Annotated in this window: 16 protein-coding genes; 10 read left to right on the top strand and 6 right to left on the bottom strand. The window is 70.3% G+C overall.

Translation table 11 applies throughout. The annotated features are described in order from the left end of the window. Nucleotides 1–72: 72 nt before the first annotated feature. Nucleotides 73–726, top strand: coding sequence for a response regulator transcription factor (locus ACWGR4_RS05945; protein WP_380009933.1), 654 nt, complete (start codon nucleotides 73–75; stop codon nucleotides 724–726). After that, nucleotides 723–2165 (top strand): sensor histidine kinase, encoded by a 1443-nt coding sequence (locus tag ACWGR4_RS05940; protein ID WP_452130684.1) that lies wholly within the window; start codon nucleotides 723–725, stop codon nucleotides 2163–2165. The genes ACWGR4_RS05945 and ACWGR4_RS05940 overlap by 4 nt, the downstream gene beginning before the upstream one ends. A 16-nt stretch (nucleotides 2166–2181) precedes the next feature. On the opposite strand, the gene ACWGR4_RS05935 is transcribed toward ACWGR4_RS05940, so the two are convergent. Continuing rightward, nucleotides 2182–2739: a DUF4291 domain-containing protein gene (locus ACWGR4_RS05935; RefSeq protein WP_380033290.1), complete on the bottom strand. Its 558-nt coding sequence runs from the start codon at nucleotides 2737–2739 to the stop codon at nucleotides 2182–2184. 285 nt (nucleotides 2740–3024) lie between these two features. Between ACWGR4_RS05935 and ACWGR4_RS05930 the strand changes: the two genes are divergently transcribed. Next, nucleotides 3025–4731 (top strand): hypothetical protein, encoded by a 1707-nt coding sequence (locus ACWGR4_RS05930; protein WP_452130683.1) that lies wholly within the window; start codon nucleotides 3025–3027, stop codon nucleotides 4729–4731. 123 nt (nucleotides 4732–4854) lie between these two features. Here ACWGR4_RS05930 and aceE read toward each other — a convergent pair whose 3' ends face one another. Continuing rightward, nucleotides 4855–7578, bottom strand: coding sequence for a pyruvate dehydrogenase (acetyl-transferring), homodimeric type (gene aceE, locus ACWGR4_RS05925; RefSeq protein WP_452130682.1), 2724 nt, complete (start codon nucleotides 7576–7578; stop codon nucleotides 4855–4857). A gap of 132 nt (nucleotides 7579–7710) precedes the next feature. Between aceE and ACWGR4_RS05920 the strand changes: the two genes are divergently transcribed. Continuing rightward, nucleotides 7711–8379: a GntR family transcriptional regulator gene (locus ACWGR4_RS05920; protein ID WP_380009951.1), complete on the top strand. Its 669-nt coding sequence runs from the start codon at nucleotides 7711–7713 to the stop codon at nucleotides 8377–8379. 118 nt (nucleotides 8380–8497) lie between these two features. On the opposite strand, the gene ACWGR4_RS05915 is transcribed toward ACWGR4_RS05920, so the two are convergent. Together ACWGR4_RS05915 and ACWGR4_RS05910 are read right to left on the bottom strand one after the other, a co-directional pair. Continuing rightward, entirely contained in the window at nucleotides 8498–8884 is a 387-nt protein-coding gene (locus tag ACWGR4_RS05915; protein ID WP_380009954.1) for a hypothetical protein, read from the bottom strand. Between the two features lie 158 nt (nucleotides 8885–9042). Next, nucleotides 9043–9249 (bottom strand): DUF2191 domain-containing protein, encoded by a 207-nt coding sequence (locus tag ACWGR4_RS05910; RefSeq protein ID WP_078979074.1) that lies wholly within the window; start codon nucleotides 9247–9249, stop codon nucleotides 9043–9045. A 262-nt stretch (nucleotides 9250–9511) separates the two neighbouring features. On the opposite strand from ACWGR4_RS05910, the gene ACWGR4_RS05905 reads away from it, so the two are divergent. The 4 genes from ACWGR4_RS05905 to ACWGR4_RS05890 are packed head-to-tail and all read left to right on the top strand — an operon-like array spanning nucleotide 9512 to nucleotide 12703. Continuing rightward, a complete protein-coding gene (locus ACWGR4_RS05905; protein ID WP_380009957.1) occupies nucleotides 9512–10258 on the top strand; it encodes an amino acid ABC transporter ATP-binding protein in 747 nt (248 codons plus the stop codon). Between the two features lie 13 nt (nucleotides 10259–10271). Further along, complete coding sequence (locus tag ACWGR4_RS05900) at nucleotides 10272–11237, top strand: glutamate ABC transporter substrate-binding protein (protein ID WP_452130681.1); 966 nt, start codon at nucleotides 10272–10274, stop codon at nucleotides 11235–11237. Nucleotides 11238–11252: 15 nt separating this feature from the next. Then, nucleotides 11253–11897: an amino acid ABC transporter permease gene (locus tag ACWGR4_RS05895; RefSeq protein WP_395790825.1), complete on the top strand. Its 645-nt coding sequence runs from the start codon at nucleotides 11253–11255 to the stop codon at nucleotides 11895–11897. Then, nucleotides 11894–12703 (top strand): amino acid ABC transporter permease, encoded by an 810-nt coding sequence (locus ACWGR4_RS05890; protein WP_380009966.1) that lies wholly within the window; start codon nucleotides 11894–11896, stop codon nucleotides 12701–12703. The genes ACWGR4_RS05895 and ACWGR4_RS05890 overlap by 4 nt, the downstream gene beginning before the upstream one ends. A gap of 59 nt (nucleotides 12704–12762) precedes the next feature. Here the strand turns inward: ACWGR4_RS05890 and ACWGR4_RS05885 are convergent, their stop codons facing one another. After that, nucleotides 12763–14385: an FG-GAP repeat domain-containing protein gene (locus ACWGR4_RS05885; RefSeq protein WP_452134183.1), complete on the bottom strand. Its 1623-nt coding sequence runs from the start codon at nucleotides 14383–14385 to the stop codon at nucleotides 12763–12765. Nucleotides 14386–14768: 383 nt separating this feature from the next. Next, complete coding sequence (locus ACWGR4_RS05880; protein WP_452130679.1) at nucleotides 14769–16373, bottom strand: alpha/beta fold hydrolase; 1605 nt, start codon at nucleotides 16371–16373, stop codon at nucleotides 14769–14771. A gap of 202 nt (nucleotides 16374–16575) precedes the next feature. Between ACWGR4_RS05880 and ACWGR4_RS05875 the strand changes: the two genes are divergently transcribed. Beyond that, nucleotides 16576–18150: a CHAT domain-containing protein gene (locus tag ACWGR4_RS05875; protein WP_452130678.1), complete on the top strand. Its 1575-nt coding sequence runs from the start codon at nucleotides 16576–16578 to the stop codon at nucleotides 18148–18150. A gap of 198 nt (nucleotides 18151–18348) precedes the next feature. Further along, on the top strand, nucleotides 18349–19716 hold the full coding sequence (locus tag ACWGR4_RS05870; RefSeq protein ID WP_452130677.1) for a purine-cytosine permease family protein: 1368 nt from the start codon (nucleotides 18349–18351) through the stop codon (nucleotides 19714–19716). Nucleotides 19717–19739: the final 23 nt, after the last annotated feature.

Here is a 19739-nt window from a genome sequence, read left to right as displayed (position 1 = left end):
CGTATAAACGGTGGGGGCCGACTCGAAGTCGCCCATTTCCCCCCATCGGCCCCGAAGCGGAGCGACGAAACCTTGCGAGTCCTGGTGACCGAGGACGAGGAACTGCTGGCCGACCTGGTGGCCCGAGGGCTGCGTCGGGCGGCGATCGCGGTCGATGTGGCGTACGACGGCGAGAGCGCGTTGGAGCGGCTGGCGGTCAACGATTACGACGTACTCGTGCTCGACCGCGACCTGCCCGGCACACACGGTGACGAGGTCTGCAGGCGGGTGGTGGCCGGGCGGCTGCGTACCCGGATCCTGATGCTGACCGCCGCCGGGACCGTGCCCGAGCGGGTGGCCGGGCTACGCCTCGGCGCCGACGACTACCTGCCCAAGCCGTTCGAGTTCGCCGAACTCCTCGCGCGTGTACAGGCGTTGGGGCGTCGGGCGACACCGGCGGTGCCGCCGGTGCTGGAGAAGCACGGCATCGTGCTGGACAGCGCGCGGCGCCAAGTCACCCGCGACGGCGAGTACGTTCGACTCGCACACAAGGAATTCGCCGTGCTGGCCACGCTGATGGCGGCCGACGGCGCGGTGGTCAGCGCCGAGGAACTGCTGGAGCGGGTCTGGGACGAGAACATCGACCCCTTCTCCAACACCGTGCGGGTGACCATGTCGAAGCTGCGGGCCAAGCTCGGCGACCCCCAGGTGATCCGGACCGTACCCGGCTCGGGGTACCTGATATGAACGGTGTGGTGGCGGCGCGCGACCTTGCGGGCGATCTGCGACTGCTCGGGCGGGCGGTGTTCCGGCGGCCGTCGGCGCGGGCGCGACTGGCGTTGATGTATGGCGGCATGTCGCTGGTGGTCGGGACGGTGCTGTTGGGCATCGTGTACTGGTTCGTCGATCAGCGTGTGTCGCAGCGGCTGCCGACGGCGATGGCCAGGACGTTGTCGCTCGACGCCTCGGGCGACGTGGCCACGTTCGGCCCGGCCGCCCCCGTACAGGCCGCACCGGCGCAACCGGCCGAACCGGGGGCGTACGCCCAGTACGCGCTGCCCCTGGAGCGGATTCGCCGGGCCAGCTCGGTCGGTCAGGAGGTGACGATGAGCCAACTGCTGACCGTACTCGGCGCCGCCCTGCTCCTCCTCGCGGCGGCCTCGATCCTGGTCGGGTGGTGGATGTCGGGCCGCGTACTGCGCCCGGTGCACGGCATCACCGCGACCGCGCGCCGGTTGTCCGAGCACAACCTGCACAAGCGGATCGCAATGCCGGGGCCGGACGACGAACTCAAGGAACTCGCCGACACGTTCGACGGGATGCTGGATCGGCTGGAGAAATCCTTCGACAGCCGGCGGTTGTTCGTCGCCAACGCCTCACACGAATTGCGCACCCCACTCACGATCCAGCGCACGGCGATCGAGATCGGCCTCGCCGATCCGCACTCGCCGGCGGACATCGTCGAGACCCGCGAACACCTGCTGGCGCTGAACCGGCGCACGGAGCGGCTGATCGACGGCCTGCTGAACCTGGCGGTGAGCGAGCGCGGAAGCATCCGGGTGTCGCCGGTCGCGCTGGACGAACTGACCGCCGACGTCCTGCGCCAAACCCGCCCGGCGGCCGAGCGGGCAGGGGTCCGGGTGGACGCGAACCTGGCCGCGAGCACGGTCGCCGGCGACCCCCTGCTCCTCCGCCAACTGGTCACCAATCTCATCGAAAACGCGGTCCGTCACAACCACGCGGGCGGCTTCATCACGATCGGCGTCTCCCCCGGCTCGTTCCGAATCCGCAACACCGGCCCGGTGATCCCCGCCACCCGCATCCCCGACCTCTTCGAACCCTTCCACCGCTTCGGCCCCAACCGCACCGGCTCCGCCAAGGGCTCCGGCTTGGGCTTGTCCATAGTCCAGGCCATAGCCCACGCCCACGCAGCCCGAATCACCACACAAGCCAACCAACACGGCGGCCTGTCGATAGCAATAGCCCTCCCCACACCCCCCAAAGCCCGAAGAAGCCAACCATCCCGCCCGACATCGGCAGCCGAGCCGACGGCGCCGACACCGTCCCGGGTACGGCCGAAGCGGCGGGTGGTGTACACAATGCGGTCGCCACGCCCGGAAACGCAGCGGAAACCACGGTCGGAACCAAGGCACTCGCGCCGAGTGGACGGCGGCATGCACGCCTGACGGCCCACGCGTCGGCTCAGCCGTCCACGCCCACGCGCCGCGCCACCGCCGCCGGCAGGGGGTACAACTTCTCCGGCGGCAACAGGCGCTGCGCCTGCGCGACCCGCCCGTCCTTCACCAATCCCGCCAACCGCCTTACCAGCGGCGTCAGATCGGTGATCCCGACGACCCACTCCTCGTTGAACGTCCGGATCAATCCGCGCCCGATCCCCACCTGAATGCTGTAGTGATTCAGCGCCGCACCACGCAACGACCGCTCCGGATCCCACTGCACATGCACATCGGCGCCCGCCACCGACCCCTCGGTCGACACCGCCCGCGCCAGCGCCTCCTCGAACCCGGCCCGAGTCATCCGCACGGCCAACACCCGTTCCTGGCCCGCCTTGCGCCCCCAGTCACTACGGTGCATCAGCCAGCGAAACGACGGCTTGACCCAGGTCATCCGCCCGAACGAGAACGGCGCCACGAACCGCCCCTCCCGCAACGCCGGTTCGGCGATGGCCGGCGCATACGCCTGGTACACCACCAACGAGCGCGCATCGAAGTCGGCCCGAATCCGACGCAACATCACCATGCCCCGACACGCTGCCGGCCCCACCCTCCCTGGGCCACGCATTTTCCCCATCCAACCCGATGTGCCATCTCTCACTACAACCTCGCGGCACCGCAAAGCGTCGTACCGATCCGAAAGCCGGCCGAATCGGTGGATCCCGACAACTCACCGTCACTCTGTGGATCGTAATGACGACTCTCTGTCGCGCCAGTGGAAATGCAAGGATCCGACACCCATTGCGGGTGTCCCAGGCGACTGGTTGCCTTCCCTTCGCCCGGTGATCCCGGCGACACGAGGAGTGCATCCATGACCCGAAGGAAACCCGTCCCCAGCCCCCGTCGACTCTCCGCACTCGCCGCCGGCCTCGTCGCCGGTGTTCTGGCCTGCGGCACGTTGACCGCGTCGGCCTCCGCCGAACCCATGGCCGGCGGCCCCACCAACCTCCGGATGAGCCCCACCCCGGTCAACGGGTCGGCGGGGACGTGCGGCTACATCGGCACCATCGGCTCCACAAGCACGCTCGACCTGTTCGCGACGGTCGGCGAGGCCAACGGTCCGCTGACCGGTGCCCACTTCGAACTGCACGAGGTCGGCAACGGTGATCCGACCACGTTCGACAGCGGCTGGGTCTCGAAGTCGTACGGCACCCACGAGGCGCAGGCGTACATCCCGGCCACCCTGCTCACCGACGGCAAGACCTACGCCTGGACCGTCGAGTCGGGCCTGGCCGGCGCCCCCGACCCGGACCGCGCCGCCGGCTGCACGTTCACCTACGACGCCACCGCCGCACTCCCACCGACCGTCACCAGCACCGACTTCCCGGCCAACGGCGGCGGCAAATACGCCGGACAGGCAGGCGTGTTCGTCTTCGGCACCGGATCCGACACCGACGTGACCGCCGTCGAATACTCCCTCAACGGCACCATCCCCGTCGGCGGAGCCACACGAGCCGTCTACGACACGGCCTCCGGCACCTGGCGCACCCCGCCCCTCACGGTGGCGCAATGGGGAACCAACCACCTCTACGCCCAAACCGTGGACCGCGCCGGCAACCGCTCGCAACAAACGACCTACACGTTCTACGCCCCCAGCGATCCCAACCCACCCGCGCCGAAACCCGGCGACATCTCCGGTGACGGCAAGATCGACGTGCTCAGCGTCGACCCGACCGGAGCCCTGCGGTTCCACAGCGCGGGAGACGACCCGGCAGCGGGTGGCAGGGTCGCCTCCTCGAACATCCACGGCCCGATGAGCGACGACACGTGGACCGGCGCCCTGGTCAGCCACCGTGGCGGTGGTTCACGCGCGGACAACCTGTACGCCTTCAACGGCACGGGCATCTCGATGTATCGCAACACGTCGAACCCGGCCAACGGCTACTTCCAGCGGGGTCAGAAGTCGGTGGTCAACCGGCCTTCCCGTTGCGCGGACCCCACCCAGTCCGATGGCAAGTGCGTCGGCTACGCGCCGACCTGGGCTCGGGTCGGGCAACTCGTGGCCGCCGGCGACGTGGACGGCGTCGCGGTGGGTGAACTCGGCGTATCCTCCAACGATTTGTTCACCATCGAAGACGACGGCGCCGGGAACGCACGCCTCTTGCTGTTCATCGGCGGTGTGAGCTCCAGCTCCTTCGACCACGCCATCCCCATCGGCCCCGCCACCCGGCAGAACCAGGACGTCATGGTCCCGGGCGATGTCACCGGCGACGGACTGCCCGAGCTGTGGGTCCGTGACCGCACCAACGGCAACGTGTACCAATACGCCTCCGTGAAGAAGGCCGACGGCACCGCCGACCTCGACGCCTACACCGCCACGCCCACCCTCGTCGGTACCGGCTTCGACACCACCGCCTACCCCCAGGTCTCCACCGACGGCGACTTCGACGGCGACGGCAAGGCCGACCTGTGGGCCCGCACCACCAACGGCAACGTCCACACCTTCCCCGGCGGCAACACCCCCGACCCCACCACCGGCAACACCTTCGGCCCGGCACAACTGATCGCCGGCAGCTGACCGACCACCGGGGCCGCCCCCAACCAAGGAGGCGGCCCCGGTCGTATCGGCGTCGGATGCCGAAGTGCTCGAATACCGCGCGGCGGCCGTTCGGAGTCGGGGGCACGACGACCACCCCACCGGTCACCCCGACGACCGGCCGTAGCGCCGCATCGCCTCCTCGGGTGCCTCGGGCTTGACCCTGCCCCGGCGGGCCAGCATCCGCAGGGTGCGGATCACGATCGACGGAGCGTCCACCGCGAAGTGGGCGCGGCTCGCGGCTCGGGTGTCGGAGAGGCCGAACCCGTCCGTACCGAGCGAGGTCCACTCCTGCCGGACCCACGGCGCGATCTGGTCGGGGACGGCGCGCATCCAGTCGCTCACCGCCACCACCGGCCCGGTCGCGCCCGCCAAGGCCCGGGTGACGTAGGGGACTTGGTCCTCCCCGGCGGCCAGCGCCTCGCGGCGCAGTTCGGTCCACGAGGTCACCGACCACACCTGGGCCCGCACGTCCCAGTCCTCGGCGAGCAGCCGTTGCGCCTCCAGCGCCCACCGCACCGCCGTGCCACTGGCGAGCAGTTCGGCGTCGGCCTCCGCGTCGGCGACGGGCGCACAGCAGTGCATGCCCCGCAGGATCCCCTCGACCGCCCCGCTCTGCCCGACCGCCGAGCGCTCGCCCTCAGCCGCCCCGCCCCCGGGCATCGCCGGCTGCGGCAGCGGCTCGTTGTACACCGTCAGGTAGTAGAAGACGTCCTCGCCCGTGGGGTGTTCGGGCGTGGCCGTGAGCATCCGCCGCAACCCCTCCCGCACGATGACCGCGATCTCGTACGCGAAGGCCGGGTCGTAGGACACGCACGCCGGGTTCGTCGACGCGATCAACTGCGAGTGCCCGTCGGCGTGTTGCAGCCCCTCGCCGGTCATCGTGGTCCGGCCCGCGGTCGCGCCGATCAGGAAGCCGCGTCCCATCTGATCGGCCAGCGCCCACAGTTGGTCGGCCACCCGCTGCCACCCGAACATCGAGTAGAAGACGTAGAACGGGATCATCGGCTCGCCGTGCGTGGCATACGCCGTGGCCGCCGCCGTGAACGAGGCGACCGCGCCGGCCTCGGTAATGCCCTCGTTGAGGATCTGGCCGTCCACCGCCTCCCGGTAGGAGAGCAGCAGTTCGCGATCCACCGCGTCGTAGGTCTGCCCGTGCGGCGAGTAGATCCCGGCCGTCGGGAACATCGACTCCATCCCGAACGTGCGCGCCTCGTCCGGCACGATCGGCACCCAGCGCCGGCCCACGACGGGGTCGCGCATCAGGTCCTTGGCCAGCCGGACGAACGCCATCGTGGTGGCGATCTCCTGCTTCCCCGACCCCTTGAGCAGCGCCGCGAACGGCGCCGACGTCAGCGCCGGCGGCTCCGGCAGCGGGGTGAACGCGGTACGCCGGGCCGGGACCGGGCCGCCGAGCGCGCGCCGCCGGTCGGCCAGGTAGCGGGCCTCGGGCGAGTCCGGTCCCGGGTGCAGGTACGGCGGCAACTCGCCGTCCAGGTCGGCGTCGGACACCGGCAGGTCGAGCCGGTCGCGCATCACCCGGAATTCGTCCTGGCGCAGCTTCTTCATCTGGTGGTTGGCGTTGCGCGCCTCGAAGCCGGGTCCGAGCGTCCAGCCCTTGACCGTCTGCACCAGCACCACGCTCGGGCCGCCGCGATGCTCGACCGCTGCCCGATAGGCCGCGTGTACCTTGCGGGGTTCGTGGCCCGCCCGCGAGCACCCGACCACCTCGGCGAGCCGCGCGTCGGCCAAGTGCGCGGCCACGTCCCGCAGATCGGGGGTGCCGCCGAGCAGGTTGTCCCGGATGTAGGCGCCATCCGCGGCCGAGTAGGTCTGGAACTGGCCGTCGGGCGTGTGTTCCAGACGGCGGATCAGCTCGCCGTCGTGGTCGCGGGCGAACAGGTCGTCCCAGTCCCGACCCCACAGCGCCTTGACCACATGCCAGCCGGCGCCGGCGAATACGCTCTCCAACTCCTGGACCACCCGCCCGTTTCCGCGCACCGGGCCGTCCAGGCGTTGCAGGTTGCAGTTGATCACGAAGACCAGGTTGTCCAGCCCCTCGCGAGCGGCCAGGGTCAGCGCCGCGGTGGCCTCGGGCTCGTCCATCTCGCCGTCGCCGAGGAAGGCCCAGACCCGGCTGCGCGACGTGTCCTTGATGCCGCGGTGGTCCAGATAGCGGTTGAACCTGGCCTGGTAGACCGCGGCCAGCGGACCCAGGCCCATCGACACGGTCGGGAACTCCCAGAATCCGCCCAACGATCGCGGATGCGGATAGGACGGCAACCCGCCGCCGCCCACCTCGCGTCGGAACCGGTCGAGCTGATCGACCGTCAGGCGCCCTTCCAGGAAGGCCCGGGCGTACACACCGGGCGAAGCGTGTCCCTGGAAGTAGATCTGATCACCGGAACCGCCGTCGGCCCGCCCCCGGAAGAAGTGCTCGAACCCGACCTCGTACAACCAGGCCGCCGACGCGTAGGTGGCCATGTGCCCGCCGAGGCCGAACCGGCTCGCCCGGGTGACCATCGCGGCGGCGTTCCACCGGTTGTACGCGGTGATCCGCTCCTCCAGGGCGAGGTCGCCGGGGTAGGCCGGCTCGGCCGCGGTCGGCACGGTGTTGACGTACGGAGTGCGCGTCACGGGCGGCAGGTCGAGGCCGTGGTGCGCGCCGTGTTCGAGGAGGCGGGCCAGCAGCAGGCGGGCTCGGCCGGGGCCCGCAGCGCGTACGACGGCGTCGAGCGATTCGGCCCATTCCGCGGTTTCCTCGGGGTCCCGGTCGGGGAGCTGGTCGAGCTGCCCGGGCGGGATTCGGCTCGACGTGTGGGGTGACATCCGGGCCGCCTCCTTCGTATCGGTGAAGGCTTCCGCACCGGCTTCCGACTGAAGCCCGGCGGCGAAGCATATTCATTCTGCGCAATGATCGATCATTGCGCAAAAGCTACCCTCTCCGCCTACACTGGCGCGATGACCGAGCCGCGCCCGACCGCCGAGCCGCCCCGCCCGACCCTGGAACGCCGTCCGCTGCGCGAACAGATCCGCCAATACGTCACCGAGGCCGTGGTCGCGGGCCGCTGGGCACCGGGCGAGCGCATCGTCGAACGCCGCGTCGCGGTCGAGCTGGGCGTCAGCCAGGCCCCCGTACGCGAGGCACTGCGCGAGCTGGAACAGCTGGGCCTGGTCGAATCGGAGCCGAACAAGGGCGTACGCGTGCGCTCCTTCAGCGAGGCCGATCTGCGCGAGATCTACCCGGTCCGGGCGGGCCTCGAGGAGACCGCGGCCCGGTTGGCGCTGCCGCGGATCGACGACGAACGGCTCGCCGCGCTCGATCGCCACGTCGCCGCCCTGCACGCGGCCTCGACGGCCGGTGACGCCGCCGCGCAGGTCCGGCACGGGGTGGCCTTCCACCGCGAGATCGTCGCCGCGTCCGGGAACGCGCTGCTCGGCTCGGTGTGGGAGGCGCTGGGCATCGAAGTCTGGACGACGCTGTCGATCCGCGTGTACCGCATGGACCTGCACGAGAACGCTGCCGACCACGAGCCGATCGTCGCCGCCTTCCGCCGCCGCGACCCGGCCACGGGCGACCTACTGCGCGAACACGTACTGGGCTACGGCGGCTGCGCGTTGTTGCCGTAGGCACGACCGGCTACGCGGCCGGGTACAGGGCACGCCGGGGCGCATCACGCCCGCGCGGACCCGCCCGTCCCCCGGTATCGCGCCCTACACATCCCGCCCCCGAACACGCCCCGCGCCCTCACCGCAGGACGCCCCGCTCCGCGCGCATGTGCGGCGCGACCACATTGCGCGGCCGGTTGAACAGGATCACCGTCAGCTCGACCACTGCGACCGCGAGCGCCACCACGAACGCGACCAGCGACAGGTAGCCCCAGAACGCCGCCGGACTCTCCCCATCCGACGCGAACCACGGCGACACCGCGATCACTATGGACATGCACCACATCTGGATCGCCACCAGCGCCATCGCCCGCACCAGCCCGCGCCGCGCCGGGTCGCCCAGCGGCAGCGCCCGGAACGCGAGCATGACGTCGTCGGCCACACGCGCGCTGCGCCACAGGTGGCTCGTACGGTTCGTCAGACCCACCGAGGACATGAACGCGAGATAGGTCAGCCACAGCCGCATGCGCACAACCTCTTCCCCCGCGACCCGACGTGTGGCTTCGTGTCACACGTGTCACCACCATTCTCGCCCAGCCCCTTCGGCCCGTGCACGGGGCCTCCGGTCAAAAGGGACAACAATGTGGTGTGTGAGGGTGGGACCACCGCCGGGAGCGGTGCGCGTTACTCGGTGACCGGGTTGCGCCGCTCGCGCTCCTCGACCGTACGCCGGTGCTCCTCGACGTTGCCGGTCAGCGCCTCGGTGCGATGTCCGCGGGCGATGTAGTCGAGGACGACCGCCTCGATCGCGTCCTGTGCGTTGCGGACGCCCGACAGGACCATGACCTCGATCACGGCGTTCGCGTCCAGGCTGATGTTGACCTTGGCCATCGACGGCTCCCTCGACTCGACCCGCTCCACACGATCGCACGACTGCCCGCCCGTCGGCGCGAGCGCTCCGCCGCCGAACCGCCGCGGATTCCCGGGGTATCGCACCGCACGACCGTCGCATCACCCGCGAGAGGGGACTCTATCGGCCGTTAGGGGGGTTGGCGTCGTCGGCGCGACTGAATCGTCCCGAGCGAGTGGATCCTCCGAGCATGTGCGCTTGCGTACGGTCCCTGCCCCCGTGTCGAAGGCGAGTCGGATACCTGTGACCTCGCAAGACCCCCTCGTCGTTCTCTCCGGCGTGAACAAACACTTCGGGTCGCTGCACGTGCTCCGCGACATCGACCTGACGGTGGCCCGCAACGAGGTGGTCGTCCTGATCGGCCCCTCCGGCTCCGGCAAGTCCACGCTGTGCCGCACGATCAACCGGCTGGAGCCGATCGACTCCGGCACGATCACCATCGACGGCCGGCCCCTGCCCGCCGAGGGACGTGGACTGGCCCGGCTGCGGTCCGAGGTCGGCATGGTGTTCCAGTCCTTCAACCTGTTCGCGCACAAGACAGTGCTGGAGAACCTGACCCTCGCTCAGGTCAAGGTGCGCAAGCGCAGCAAGGCCGAGGCGGAGAAGAAGGCCCGCGAACTCCTGGCTCGGGTCGGGCTCGCCGACCAGGCGCCCAAGTATCCGGCGCAACTCTCCGGTGGCCAGCAGCAACGGGTCGCGATCGCACGGTCGTTGGCGATGGATCCCAAAGTCATGCTGTTCGACGAGCCGACCTCCGCGCTGGACCCGGAGATGATCAACGAGGTCCTGGAGGTCATGCGCACGCTCGCCGTCGAGGGCATGACGATGGTCGTGGTCACCCACGAGATGGGCTTCGCCCGCTCGGCGGCCAATCGGGTCGTGTTCATGGCCGACGGACAGATCATGGAATCGCGTACGCCCGAGGAGTTCTTCGACCACCCGGAGACCGACCGGGCCAAGGACTTCCTGTCCAAGATCCTCAAGCACTGACGGGGGATCGGACATGCGCACCCAAACCGCCATCGCGACCGGCCCCGGCACCGCGGCGGGCACCGGCGCGCCGCCGCGCCGCCCGTCCCGCTCCGCCGTGGTGCTGCTCGCGGCCCTGCTCGCCGTCGTGTTGCTCGCCGCGTGCGGCAAATCCGGTACGCCCCCGCCCAAGGGCCCCAAACCCAAGGACCTGCCGTCGTATCAGGTCGCCACCGACGTGAACATCGACTCGCCCACGTTCCGATCGGCCAAGTCGCGCGGCAGGTTGGTCGTCGGCACCAAGGCGGACCAGCCCTATGTCGCGGCGCAGGACCCGGCGACGGGCTACTACTCGGGCTTCGACGTCGAGATCGCCAAGATGATGGCCGCGTCGTTGGGCTTCGCGGTGGACCGGATCGAGTTCAAGACCATCACCTCCGCCAACCGCGAGACCTCGTTGCAGAACGGCGAAGTCGACTACTACGTCGGGACGTACACGATCAACGACAACCGCAAGAAGCTGGTCGGCTTCGCCGGGCCGTACTACATCGCCGGTCAGGCGCTGCTGGTCCGCAAGGACGACAAGTCCATCAACGGTCCCCAGGACCTGGCCGGCAAGAAGGTCTGCTCGGTCGCCGGTTCCACGCCGTACCAGCGGATCGTGGCCAACTACCCCAAGGCCACCGCCGTCGCCTACGACAGCTACTCGGTCTGCGTGGACAACCTGATCAGCCTTCAGGTCGACGCGGTGACCACCGACGACACCATCCTCAAGGGGTACGCCGCGAAGGTGCCGGACCAACTCCGGCTCGCGGGCGAGCCGTTCTCCAAGGAGCCCTACGGGATCGGCGTTCCGCGCGGGGACCGCACCTTCCGGCTCGCGCTGGACGACGCGATCGTCGCGCACGAACAGAACGGCGACTGGAAGCGCGCCTACGACTCGACCCTCGGCCTCTCCGGCGTACCGGCACCCCCGCCGCCGCCCGTGGACCGGTACTAGCGGAAGGCGTCGACCATGAATGTCCTGCTCGACAACTTCACCCTGTTCCGCAAGGGCTTCGTCGGTACCGTCGAACTGACCCTGGCCGCCGGACTGATCGCACTGGTGGTGGGTGTGCTGATGGCCGGATGCCGGGTCTCGCCGGTGCGGCCGCTGCGGCTGCTCGGCGGCGCGTGGGTGACCGTACTGCGCAACACCCCGCTCACGCTGCTGTTCTTCGCGGTGGTCCTGGGGCTGCCCCGATTCGGCGTGGTACTCCCGTTCTTCACCCTCGCCGTGCTCGCCCTGGGCTGCTACACCTCGGCGTTCATCTGCGAGGCGGTGCGGGCCGGCATCAACACCGTGCCGGTCGGTCAGGGCGAGGCGGCCCGGAGTCTGGGCATGAACTTCGGCCAGACGCTCAACCTGATCGTGCTGCCGCAGGCGGTGCGCGCGGTGATCCCGCCGGTCGGCAGCACGATGATCGCACTCGCCAAGAACACCGCCATCGCCGGTTCGTTCAGCGTGGTCGAACTGCTCGGCACGTACCGCCCGCTCAACGAACTCGGCTACGACATCGTCGCCACGTTCCTGTGGATCGCGGTCGGCTACCTGATCATCACGCTGACGATCAGCGCGGTGTTCCGGTTCCTGGAGAAGCGTCTGGAGGTGGCCCGATGAGTGTCGAGACATCGGCGCTGTACGACATCCCCGGCCCGAAGGCCCTGGCCCGGCACCGGACTTACGGCTTGATCGCGACCGCCGTGCTGCTCGGCGTGCTGGCCTGGGTGATCTACAAGCTGATCGACACGGACCAGTTCGCGAGCGACAAGTGGGCGCCCTTCCAATACGTGGGCGTGCAGAAGCTGTTGCTGCGCGGTCTGTGGCACACGCTCCAGGTCTTCGCGTGGGCGGCGGTGTTGTCCCTGGCGTTCGGCGCGTTCTTCGCCGCCGGGCGGCTGTCCGACCATCGGGTGATCCGCTGGATCGCGGGCCTGGTGGTGGAGTTCTTCCGGGCCATGCCGGTGCTGGTGATGATCTTCTTCATCTTCATCGCGATGAAGGTCGAACCCCGCCTGGCCCTGATCGCCGGCCTGACCCTGTACAACGGCTCGGTACTGGCCGAGGTCTTCCGGGGCGGGGTCAACGCGGTCCCCAAGGGCCAGAGCGAGGCGGCCTACGCGCTGGGCATGCGCAAGACCGCGGTGATGATCCACGTGCTGATCCCCCAGGCCGTGCGCACCATGCTGCCCACGATCATCAGCCAGTTGGTGGTCACGCTCAAGGACACCTCGCTCGGATACCTGATCTCCTACGAGGAATTCCTCTACGCCGGCAAGCAGATCGCCACCAACCTCGACTACAGCCTCCCGTTCATCCCGGTGGTCATCGTGATCGCCCCCATCTACATCGGCATGTGCATGCTCCTGTCCGGCCTGGCCCGCTACCTCGAAAGCCGCCGCCGCCGACCCCAGAGGGGCACGTGACACCTGCGCCGATGCGATCGGGGCCGCCTCCTTGGTTGGGGGCGGCCCCGGTGGGTGGGTCAGCTGCCGGCGATCAGTTGTGCCGGGCCGAAGGTGTTGCCGGTGGTGGGGTCGGGGGTGTTGCCGCCGGGGAAGGTGTGGACGTTGCCGTTGGTGGTGCGGGCCCACAGGTCGGCCTTGCCGTCGCCGTCGAAGTCGCCGTCGGTGGAGACCTGGGGGTAGGCGGTGGTGTCGAAGCCGGTACCGATGAGGGTGGGCGTGGCGGTGTAGGCGTCGAGGTCGGCGGTGCCGTCGGCCTTCTTCACGGAGGCGTATTGGTACACGTTGCCGTTGGTGCGGTCACGGACCCACAGCTCGGGCAGTCCGTCGCCGGTGACATCGCCCGGGACCATGACGTCCTGGTTCTGCCGGGTGGCGGGGCCGATGGGGATGGCGTGGGTGAGCGAACCGGGGTTCGCCGCACCGCTGAACAGCCAAAGACGTGCGTTCCCGGCGGCGTCGTCCTCGACGGTGAACAGGTCGTTCGTGAACTTGCCGCCCTGACCGGTCAGGACACCGGTCACGTCGCCGGCCGCAATGATCTGCTTCACCTGATTCCAGTCGCGTGCATACGACGCACAGCCGTTCGCGTTCGCGGTCGGATCGACGCAGGTACTCGGGCGGGCCACCACGGCCATGCGGGCCGTGCTGAACCAGCCGTCGGCGGGCGACGGGCCCGGCGAGTTCCGGTAGAGGTACATCTGTCCGGACGCGAACGCGTACAGGTCGTCGCCGTAGTCTCCGCCGCGGTGTGAGACGCCGGCGCCCGTCCACGAGTAGTCGTCCATGGGACCTTCTCCGGCTGCCCCCGCGATTCGACCGCCGGCCGCGGGGTCGTCACCCGCACTGTACAAACGCAGCGCGCCTTCCCCGTCGGTGACGAGTACGTCGACCTTGCCATCGCGGTTGATGTCACCGGGCTTGGGTGTGGGTGGGTTGGGGTTGCTCGGGGCGTAGAAGGTGTAGGTCGTTTGTTGTGAGACGTTGCCCGCTCGATCGACGGTTTGGGCGTGGAGGTGGTTGGTTCCCCACTGCGCGACGGTCAGGAGCGGGGTGCGCCAGGTGCCGGAGGCCGTGTCGTAGGTGGCTCGTGCGGCTCCGCCGACGGGGATGGTGCCGTTGAGGGAGTATTCGACGGCGGTCACGTCGGTGTCGGATCCGGTGCCGAACACGAACACGCCTGCCTGTCCGGCGTATTTGCCGCCACCGTTGACCGGGAAGTCGGTGCTGGTGACGGTCGGTGGGGCTGCGGCGGTGGCGTCGTAGGTGAACGTGCAGCCGGCGGCGCGGTCCGGGTCGGGGGCGCCGGCCAGGCCCGACTCGACGGTCCACGCGTAGGTCTTGCCGTCCGCGAGCCGGTCGGCGGGGATCCGCGCCTGGGCCACGTGGGTGCCGTACAGCTGTGATACCCAGCCGCTGTCGAAGGTGGTCGGGTCGCCGTTGCCGACCTCGTGCAGTTCGAAGTGCGCCCCGACCAGCGGGCCGTTCGCCTCGCCGACCGTCGCGAACAGGTCGAGCGTACTGACGGAACCGAGACGGCCGACATAACCGCACGTCCCCGTCGAGCCGTTGACCGGCACCGGGTTCATCCGCAGGTTCGTCGGGCCGCCGGCCGCCGACGCGGGGGACGCCGGAACGGTCAACAAGCCACCAGCCAGAACCGCCGTGGCGATACCGCCCACCACAGCGGGCACTCGACGGCGCTCGTGTGTCGGTTTCCTTCGAAACATGGCCATGGATGCACTCCTCGTGTCGCCGGGATCACCGGGCGAAGGAAGGCAACCAGTCGCCTGGGACACCCGCAACGGAGATGTGACGACGCCGAGTTGGCGCGAATCCGGATGGTCACGGACCGGCTTCGATAGGTTACTGCGGCCCGCCTGAATCCACCGGTATGGGCGATCCCCTGCCCACCGCGACGTTTGGCAGCGGCGGCAGGTTGTAGTGAGGGATGCCACAAGTTCGCGGCTCGGGCAGGTGGGGTGGCGCCGGACCGCGCCTGACTGCCGCCCCACCCGCCGGCGGGTCAGTCGCGTACCGGGATCGTGAGCGTCGAGGGGTCGTTTCGGGGCGAAGTGAAGGTGAGTTGGCTGCCGAGTGGGTTGTGTTGGAGGTAGAGGGGGTCGACCGTGTCGATGACCGCGGCCAGGTTGTGGCCGGCCGGGACGTCGTAGGACGTGGCGGTCAGGTCGAGGGTGATCGGGAAGGGGGTGCCCGGGGTTTTGGCGTGGAAGGTGTAGGGGGCGTGAGTGACGAGTTTGCCGATGCCCAGCGGGCCTACGTCGTACAGGTAGGCGAAGATCGTTCCGCTTTCGTGGGATGCGGTGATCGTGGTGTGCAGCTTGGTGGTGCCGCGGACCCTGGTTGCCGTGGGGTATCGGTCGGATTGCCAGACGGCGGCGAAGGCCCTGGGCAGGAGCGGGATCGACGCGGTCGGTGGGGCCTTGAGGAACTGGTCGAGGATGCTGGACAGGAAGATCGTGCCGCCGTCGGCCCCGGAGTCGATGCCGGTCAGGATGCGGCGGGTGTCGGTGAGCGCGAGGGTGCGGGTCGCGTTCGCGGCGGCGGGCCAGGTCGGGTAGCCCTCGTAGCCGCCGCCGGTGCGGGACTTCAGCTGTACCGCCGGCTCCCGGTCGATGCCGTTGTCGATGCCCCTGAGATGGTGGTCGAGCCAGCGCGTCGAGTCGGCCCAGACGTCGTTGGGCAGGCCGAACAGGCCGCCCGCCTCACCGGTGGCGTGATCGCCGGGGCGGAATTCGAGGCGCTTGGGACCGGTCAACCCGCCGAAGAAGTCGGCATATTGGTCGGGCGGGAAGAGCGAGTCGCCCCACGCGTTGCCGAGCATGATCGCGGGGGCGTTGGCGTTGATCCGGTCGAGGTAGCCGGCCGGGGAGCGCTTGGCGCCCCACGCCAGCATCTCCGGCTCCTTGGCGAGGTTGCCGGAGAGGAAGTTCTTCAGGATTTCGGTGAGTTCGGCGCTGGGTCGGCCGGTGAGGAAGCCGGCTCCGCCCAACAGGGCTGCGGCCTGGGCGTGTTCGGTACGGCCGGCGTAGATCGACTCGATCAGGTCGGCCCAGCCGCTCATCGCGACGACGGCCTTGATCCTGGGATCGAACGCGGCGGCGAGGAGGCTGATTCCGGCGCCGTAGGAGACGCCGGCCATGCCTATTCGGGTCGGGTCGGCGGGCGTGTTGGCCAGCGCCCAGTCGATCACCTTGGACGCGTCGGCGATGTCGGGCGGCCCGGCGGTCTCGATCTCGCCGCCGGATTGCCAGAAGCCGCGCGAGTTGTAGCCGATCACGACGTAGCCGCGATCGGCGAGCTGTTGTGCGGGGACGACGTATTCGATCTGGGGCATCGCCCAGCTGGTCGGCAGTACGACGACCGGGTAGCGGGTGCCGGGCGCGCCGCCGGTGGGGGTGATGACGTTGGCGGCCAGCTTGGTGCCGCCGTCGCCGGGGATGTCGACGAAGCGCAGGGACGAGCCGGCGGCGGACTGCACGACCGTCGCCGTGGTGGGGATGGGGGCGGCGCCGGCCGAGGCGACCGGGCCGAGGGCGGTCCCGGCGAGGACCGCGGCCGAGACGACGGCGGCCGCACGAGCGCGTGGGCGCAGGCGGAATCGACCCATCAGGGTCTCCTGACGTCATGGTCGGGGCGTGACCCGACCCGCGAGAATGCATGGTGAGACGACGCCAGGGGACGGCGTCGGGGGGTGACTCACGAGTAAGTTACGCGCCGGTAAACCAAGACGGAAGTGCCACGCGGCGATCGACTGAGCCACCGCCACCCACCCGAGTACGGTGGTCCCGGCACGTGGGGGGCAAGCGGGGGTGAACGTGGAGCGCGCGCAACACACCGAACGCGCAGCGCGGGTCGAGCACATCGACACCGACGCCGACACCGAAACACGCCGCGCCTGGGACCGAGGCGAACGCGGCCTGCTCCGCTGCATGGAGGCATTGGCGGATGACGCGGCCGACCGCACCCTGCCCGGAGCCTCGGAGGCGACCGGCGGGCCGGCCCCGGTCGACGACCCGCACACGCCCGATCGACGGTTCACGCCCGGCAAGGCGGACACGGACGGCGGACCCGGCGCGACCGGCGGAGCGGAGGATGCCGCAGGTCCGGGCGCGCCCGGCGGTCCGAGGCCGCCCCGGGCCTCGGTCGCGAGTGGGCGCCCGGGTTCGGCCGTCGGATCGGGTCCGGCACCGGCCCCCGACACCGTCTCCGGCCCCCGCACCACGCCCACCCCAGGCACGGCCCACGGCACCGTCCCCGTCCACCTCCCCGCCCCCGGCCCCGGCCCCGACGGGCTCGCCGGTTCCCACGGTCACGCCCTCCCCGAAGCCCTCACCCTTCTCACCGAAGCTCTCGCCGCGCTCCCCGCCACCGATACGCGCTGGCCGGAATTCGCCTACGCCGCCGGCGTTGCCTATGGCGCTCTGGCGGACCACGACGGCGACGCCGACACCCGCGACCAGGCTCGGGTCTGCTTCCGGCGGGCCCGCGGTGCCGCGTCGGCGGATGCCCACCTCTTTCGGGCCGCCACCCACGTGGGTGACGCCCGCATCGGCGCCGGCCCCGCCGCCGGCGAGTGGCGTGCCCTCCTCGACCCGCCCCCCGCCGCCGAGATCGCCGTCGCGCTGCGCCGCCTCGGCGCCGACGCGCTGGTCCAGCTCGTCCCCGGCGCGGCCGTGGTCAGCGGCGTGGACGGCTCGACCCGGCTGCTCGACCTGCCCGGACTCGACTACGGCCTGGACCTGCCCAACGGCGACCGGGAGCACCTGTCCGACCTCCTCGACGCCCTCTGCGCCTGGGCCTGGGACGCGGTGATGGCCCCCGTACTCGCCGCCGTCCCCGGCACGTTCGGCCGCACGCCGTCCCTGGTCCTGCTGCCGGCGGGCCTGTTCGATTCGGTCCCCTGGCACGCCGCCTGGTCGATCGTCGACGGCCGCCGCCGACACGCACTCCAGGTCGCGCAGATCTCGTACATCGCCTCGCCCCGCCTGCTGTGCGACATCGCCGCGCGCCCGACGGCCGACCCGCACCACAACCGGCGCCGCCCGATCGAAATCGGCCACACCGCCGGCGCCCCGATCGTGTTCGCCCCCGACCGCGCCGCCGGATCCGCCGCCGAGCACCTGGCCGCCGGCGCCCACACCGTGGTGTCCACCCTCTGGCCCGTGGCCCCGACCACCGCCGCGCTGGTCCTGTACATGGCCCACCACTACCTCAACCGCCGCGACCTCCCACCGGCCCAGGCGCTCCGCACCGCCCAGCTCTGGATGCGCGACCCCAAACGCGGGATCCCCACCGCAATGCCCGCCGAACTCGCCGCGCAGGCCCGGGAGATCACCCCGAACGACCTCACCGGCTGGGCCGCCTTCACCCACTCCGGCCAGTGAGCCCGCGCGCCGACCCCCACCCCGCCTTCCCAAGCCGCCCGCCGGGAGCGTACTGTTCGCCACGCCATCGCGGGAGCTCGGACCAACCGGGCTGAGAGGGCGGCATGGGGTGTCGGCGGCGAGCCGGCGCACACCCCGGGGCCACCGACCGCTTGAACCTGTCCGGGTAATGCCGGCGTAGGGAGAGCAGGTAGAGCCATGTCGGCTCCAGCAGTGGACGACGCACGCCCCGCAGCGGCGCACCCGGCAACCGAGGCCCCGCTGGTCCTGGACACCGCACCGCCGCGCACGCTCGGCTTCCGCGACCAGGCCGCGTTCTGGGCCAACCTCGGGGTCAGCCTCCTCGGCTTCTCCGGTGCCCTGTTCGTGCTGGCCCCGGCGGGCTATCCGCAACTGTCCATGGTCGCCGCGATCGTCGCAGCGATCGGCGGCACACTGCTCGGCACGCTCATGGTCGCCGTCGCCGGCATCCCCGGCGCCCGCAGCGGCGCGCCCGCGATGACGGTGCTGCGCGGGTTGTTCGGCACGAAGATCTCGTACGTGCCGACCGTGTTCAACATCGTCCAGTGCATCGGCTGGGGCACCTTCGAGCTGCTGGTCATCTCGCTCGGCATCGAGGCGATGACCGACGGCGACGGCCCGCACTGGCTCTACATCGTCGCCGCCGGCACGGTCACCACCGCGATGACCCTGCGCCCGCTCGGCATGCTGCGCATCCTGCGCCGCTACGTGACGATCGCGGTGGGCATCGCGATGCTCTACTTCTCGGTCCAGCTGTGGCGCGAGGGGCTGCCGCCGATGACCGAGGGCTCGTGGTCCGGGTTCTTCCCGGCGATGGACGCCGCGCTCGCGGTCGCGGTCTCGTGGGTACCGCTGGCCTCCGACTACACCCGCCACTCGCGCGGCACGAAGCCGGCGTTCTGGGCCGCGCTGAGCGGATTCTCCGTCACCAGCATCTGGTGCTACCTGCTGGGCCTGGTCGCCCTCGCCCAGGTGGGCGGCGACGCGGACAAGATCTTCGACTCGTTCCTGGGCGTCACCGCCGGTTGGGTGTTCTTCGCGGTCCTGGTCATCCGCGAGGTCGACCAGAGCTTCGCCAACGTCTACAGCACCGCGATGTCGATCCAGAACCTCGCGCCGCGCGTGGACCGCCGGATCCTCTGCCTGGGCGTGGGCGCGCTGGTCACGGCGTTCGCGCTGATGGTGAACGACTTCGACACCTACGCGAGCTTCCTGTCCCTGATCGGCTCGATCTTCATCCCGCTGCTCGGAGTGCTGGCGGTGGACCTGTTCGCCGGCCGCGGTCGCGCCGGCTGGGATCTGGGCGACCACGCGCCGGCCCGCTGGGTGATGCTCGCCCCCTGGCTGCTCGGCTTCTGCATGTACCAGCTGATCAACCCCGGCACGGTCGAGTGGTGGGTGGACTTCTGGACCCCGATCCAGGACACCCTCCACATCCACGCCCAACGCTGGACCTCGGCGTCCCTGTTCTCCTTCGCCCTCGCCGGCGCAACCGCGTACATCGCGGTCGCCTGGGACCGTCGGCGAGCGCTCGCCACGCGCTGAGCCGAACCAGCCGAGTCAGCCGG

This window comes from Embleya sp. NPDC055664 (genome assembly GCF_053618075.1).
The sequence above is the reverse complement of the archived record's forward strand: the minus strand, read 5'-3'. Positions and strand labels throughout refer to the sequence as shown.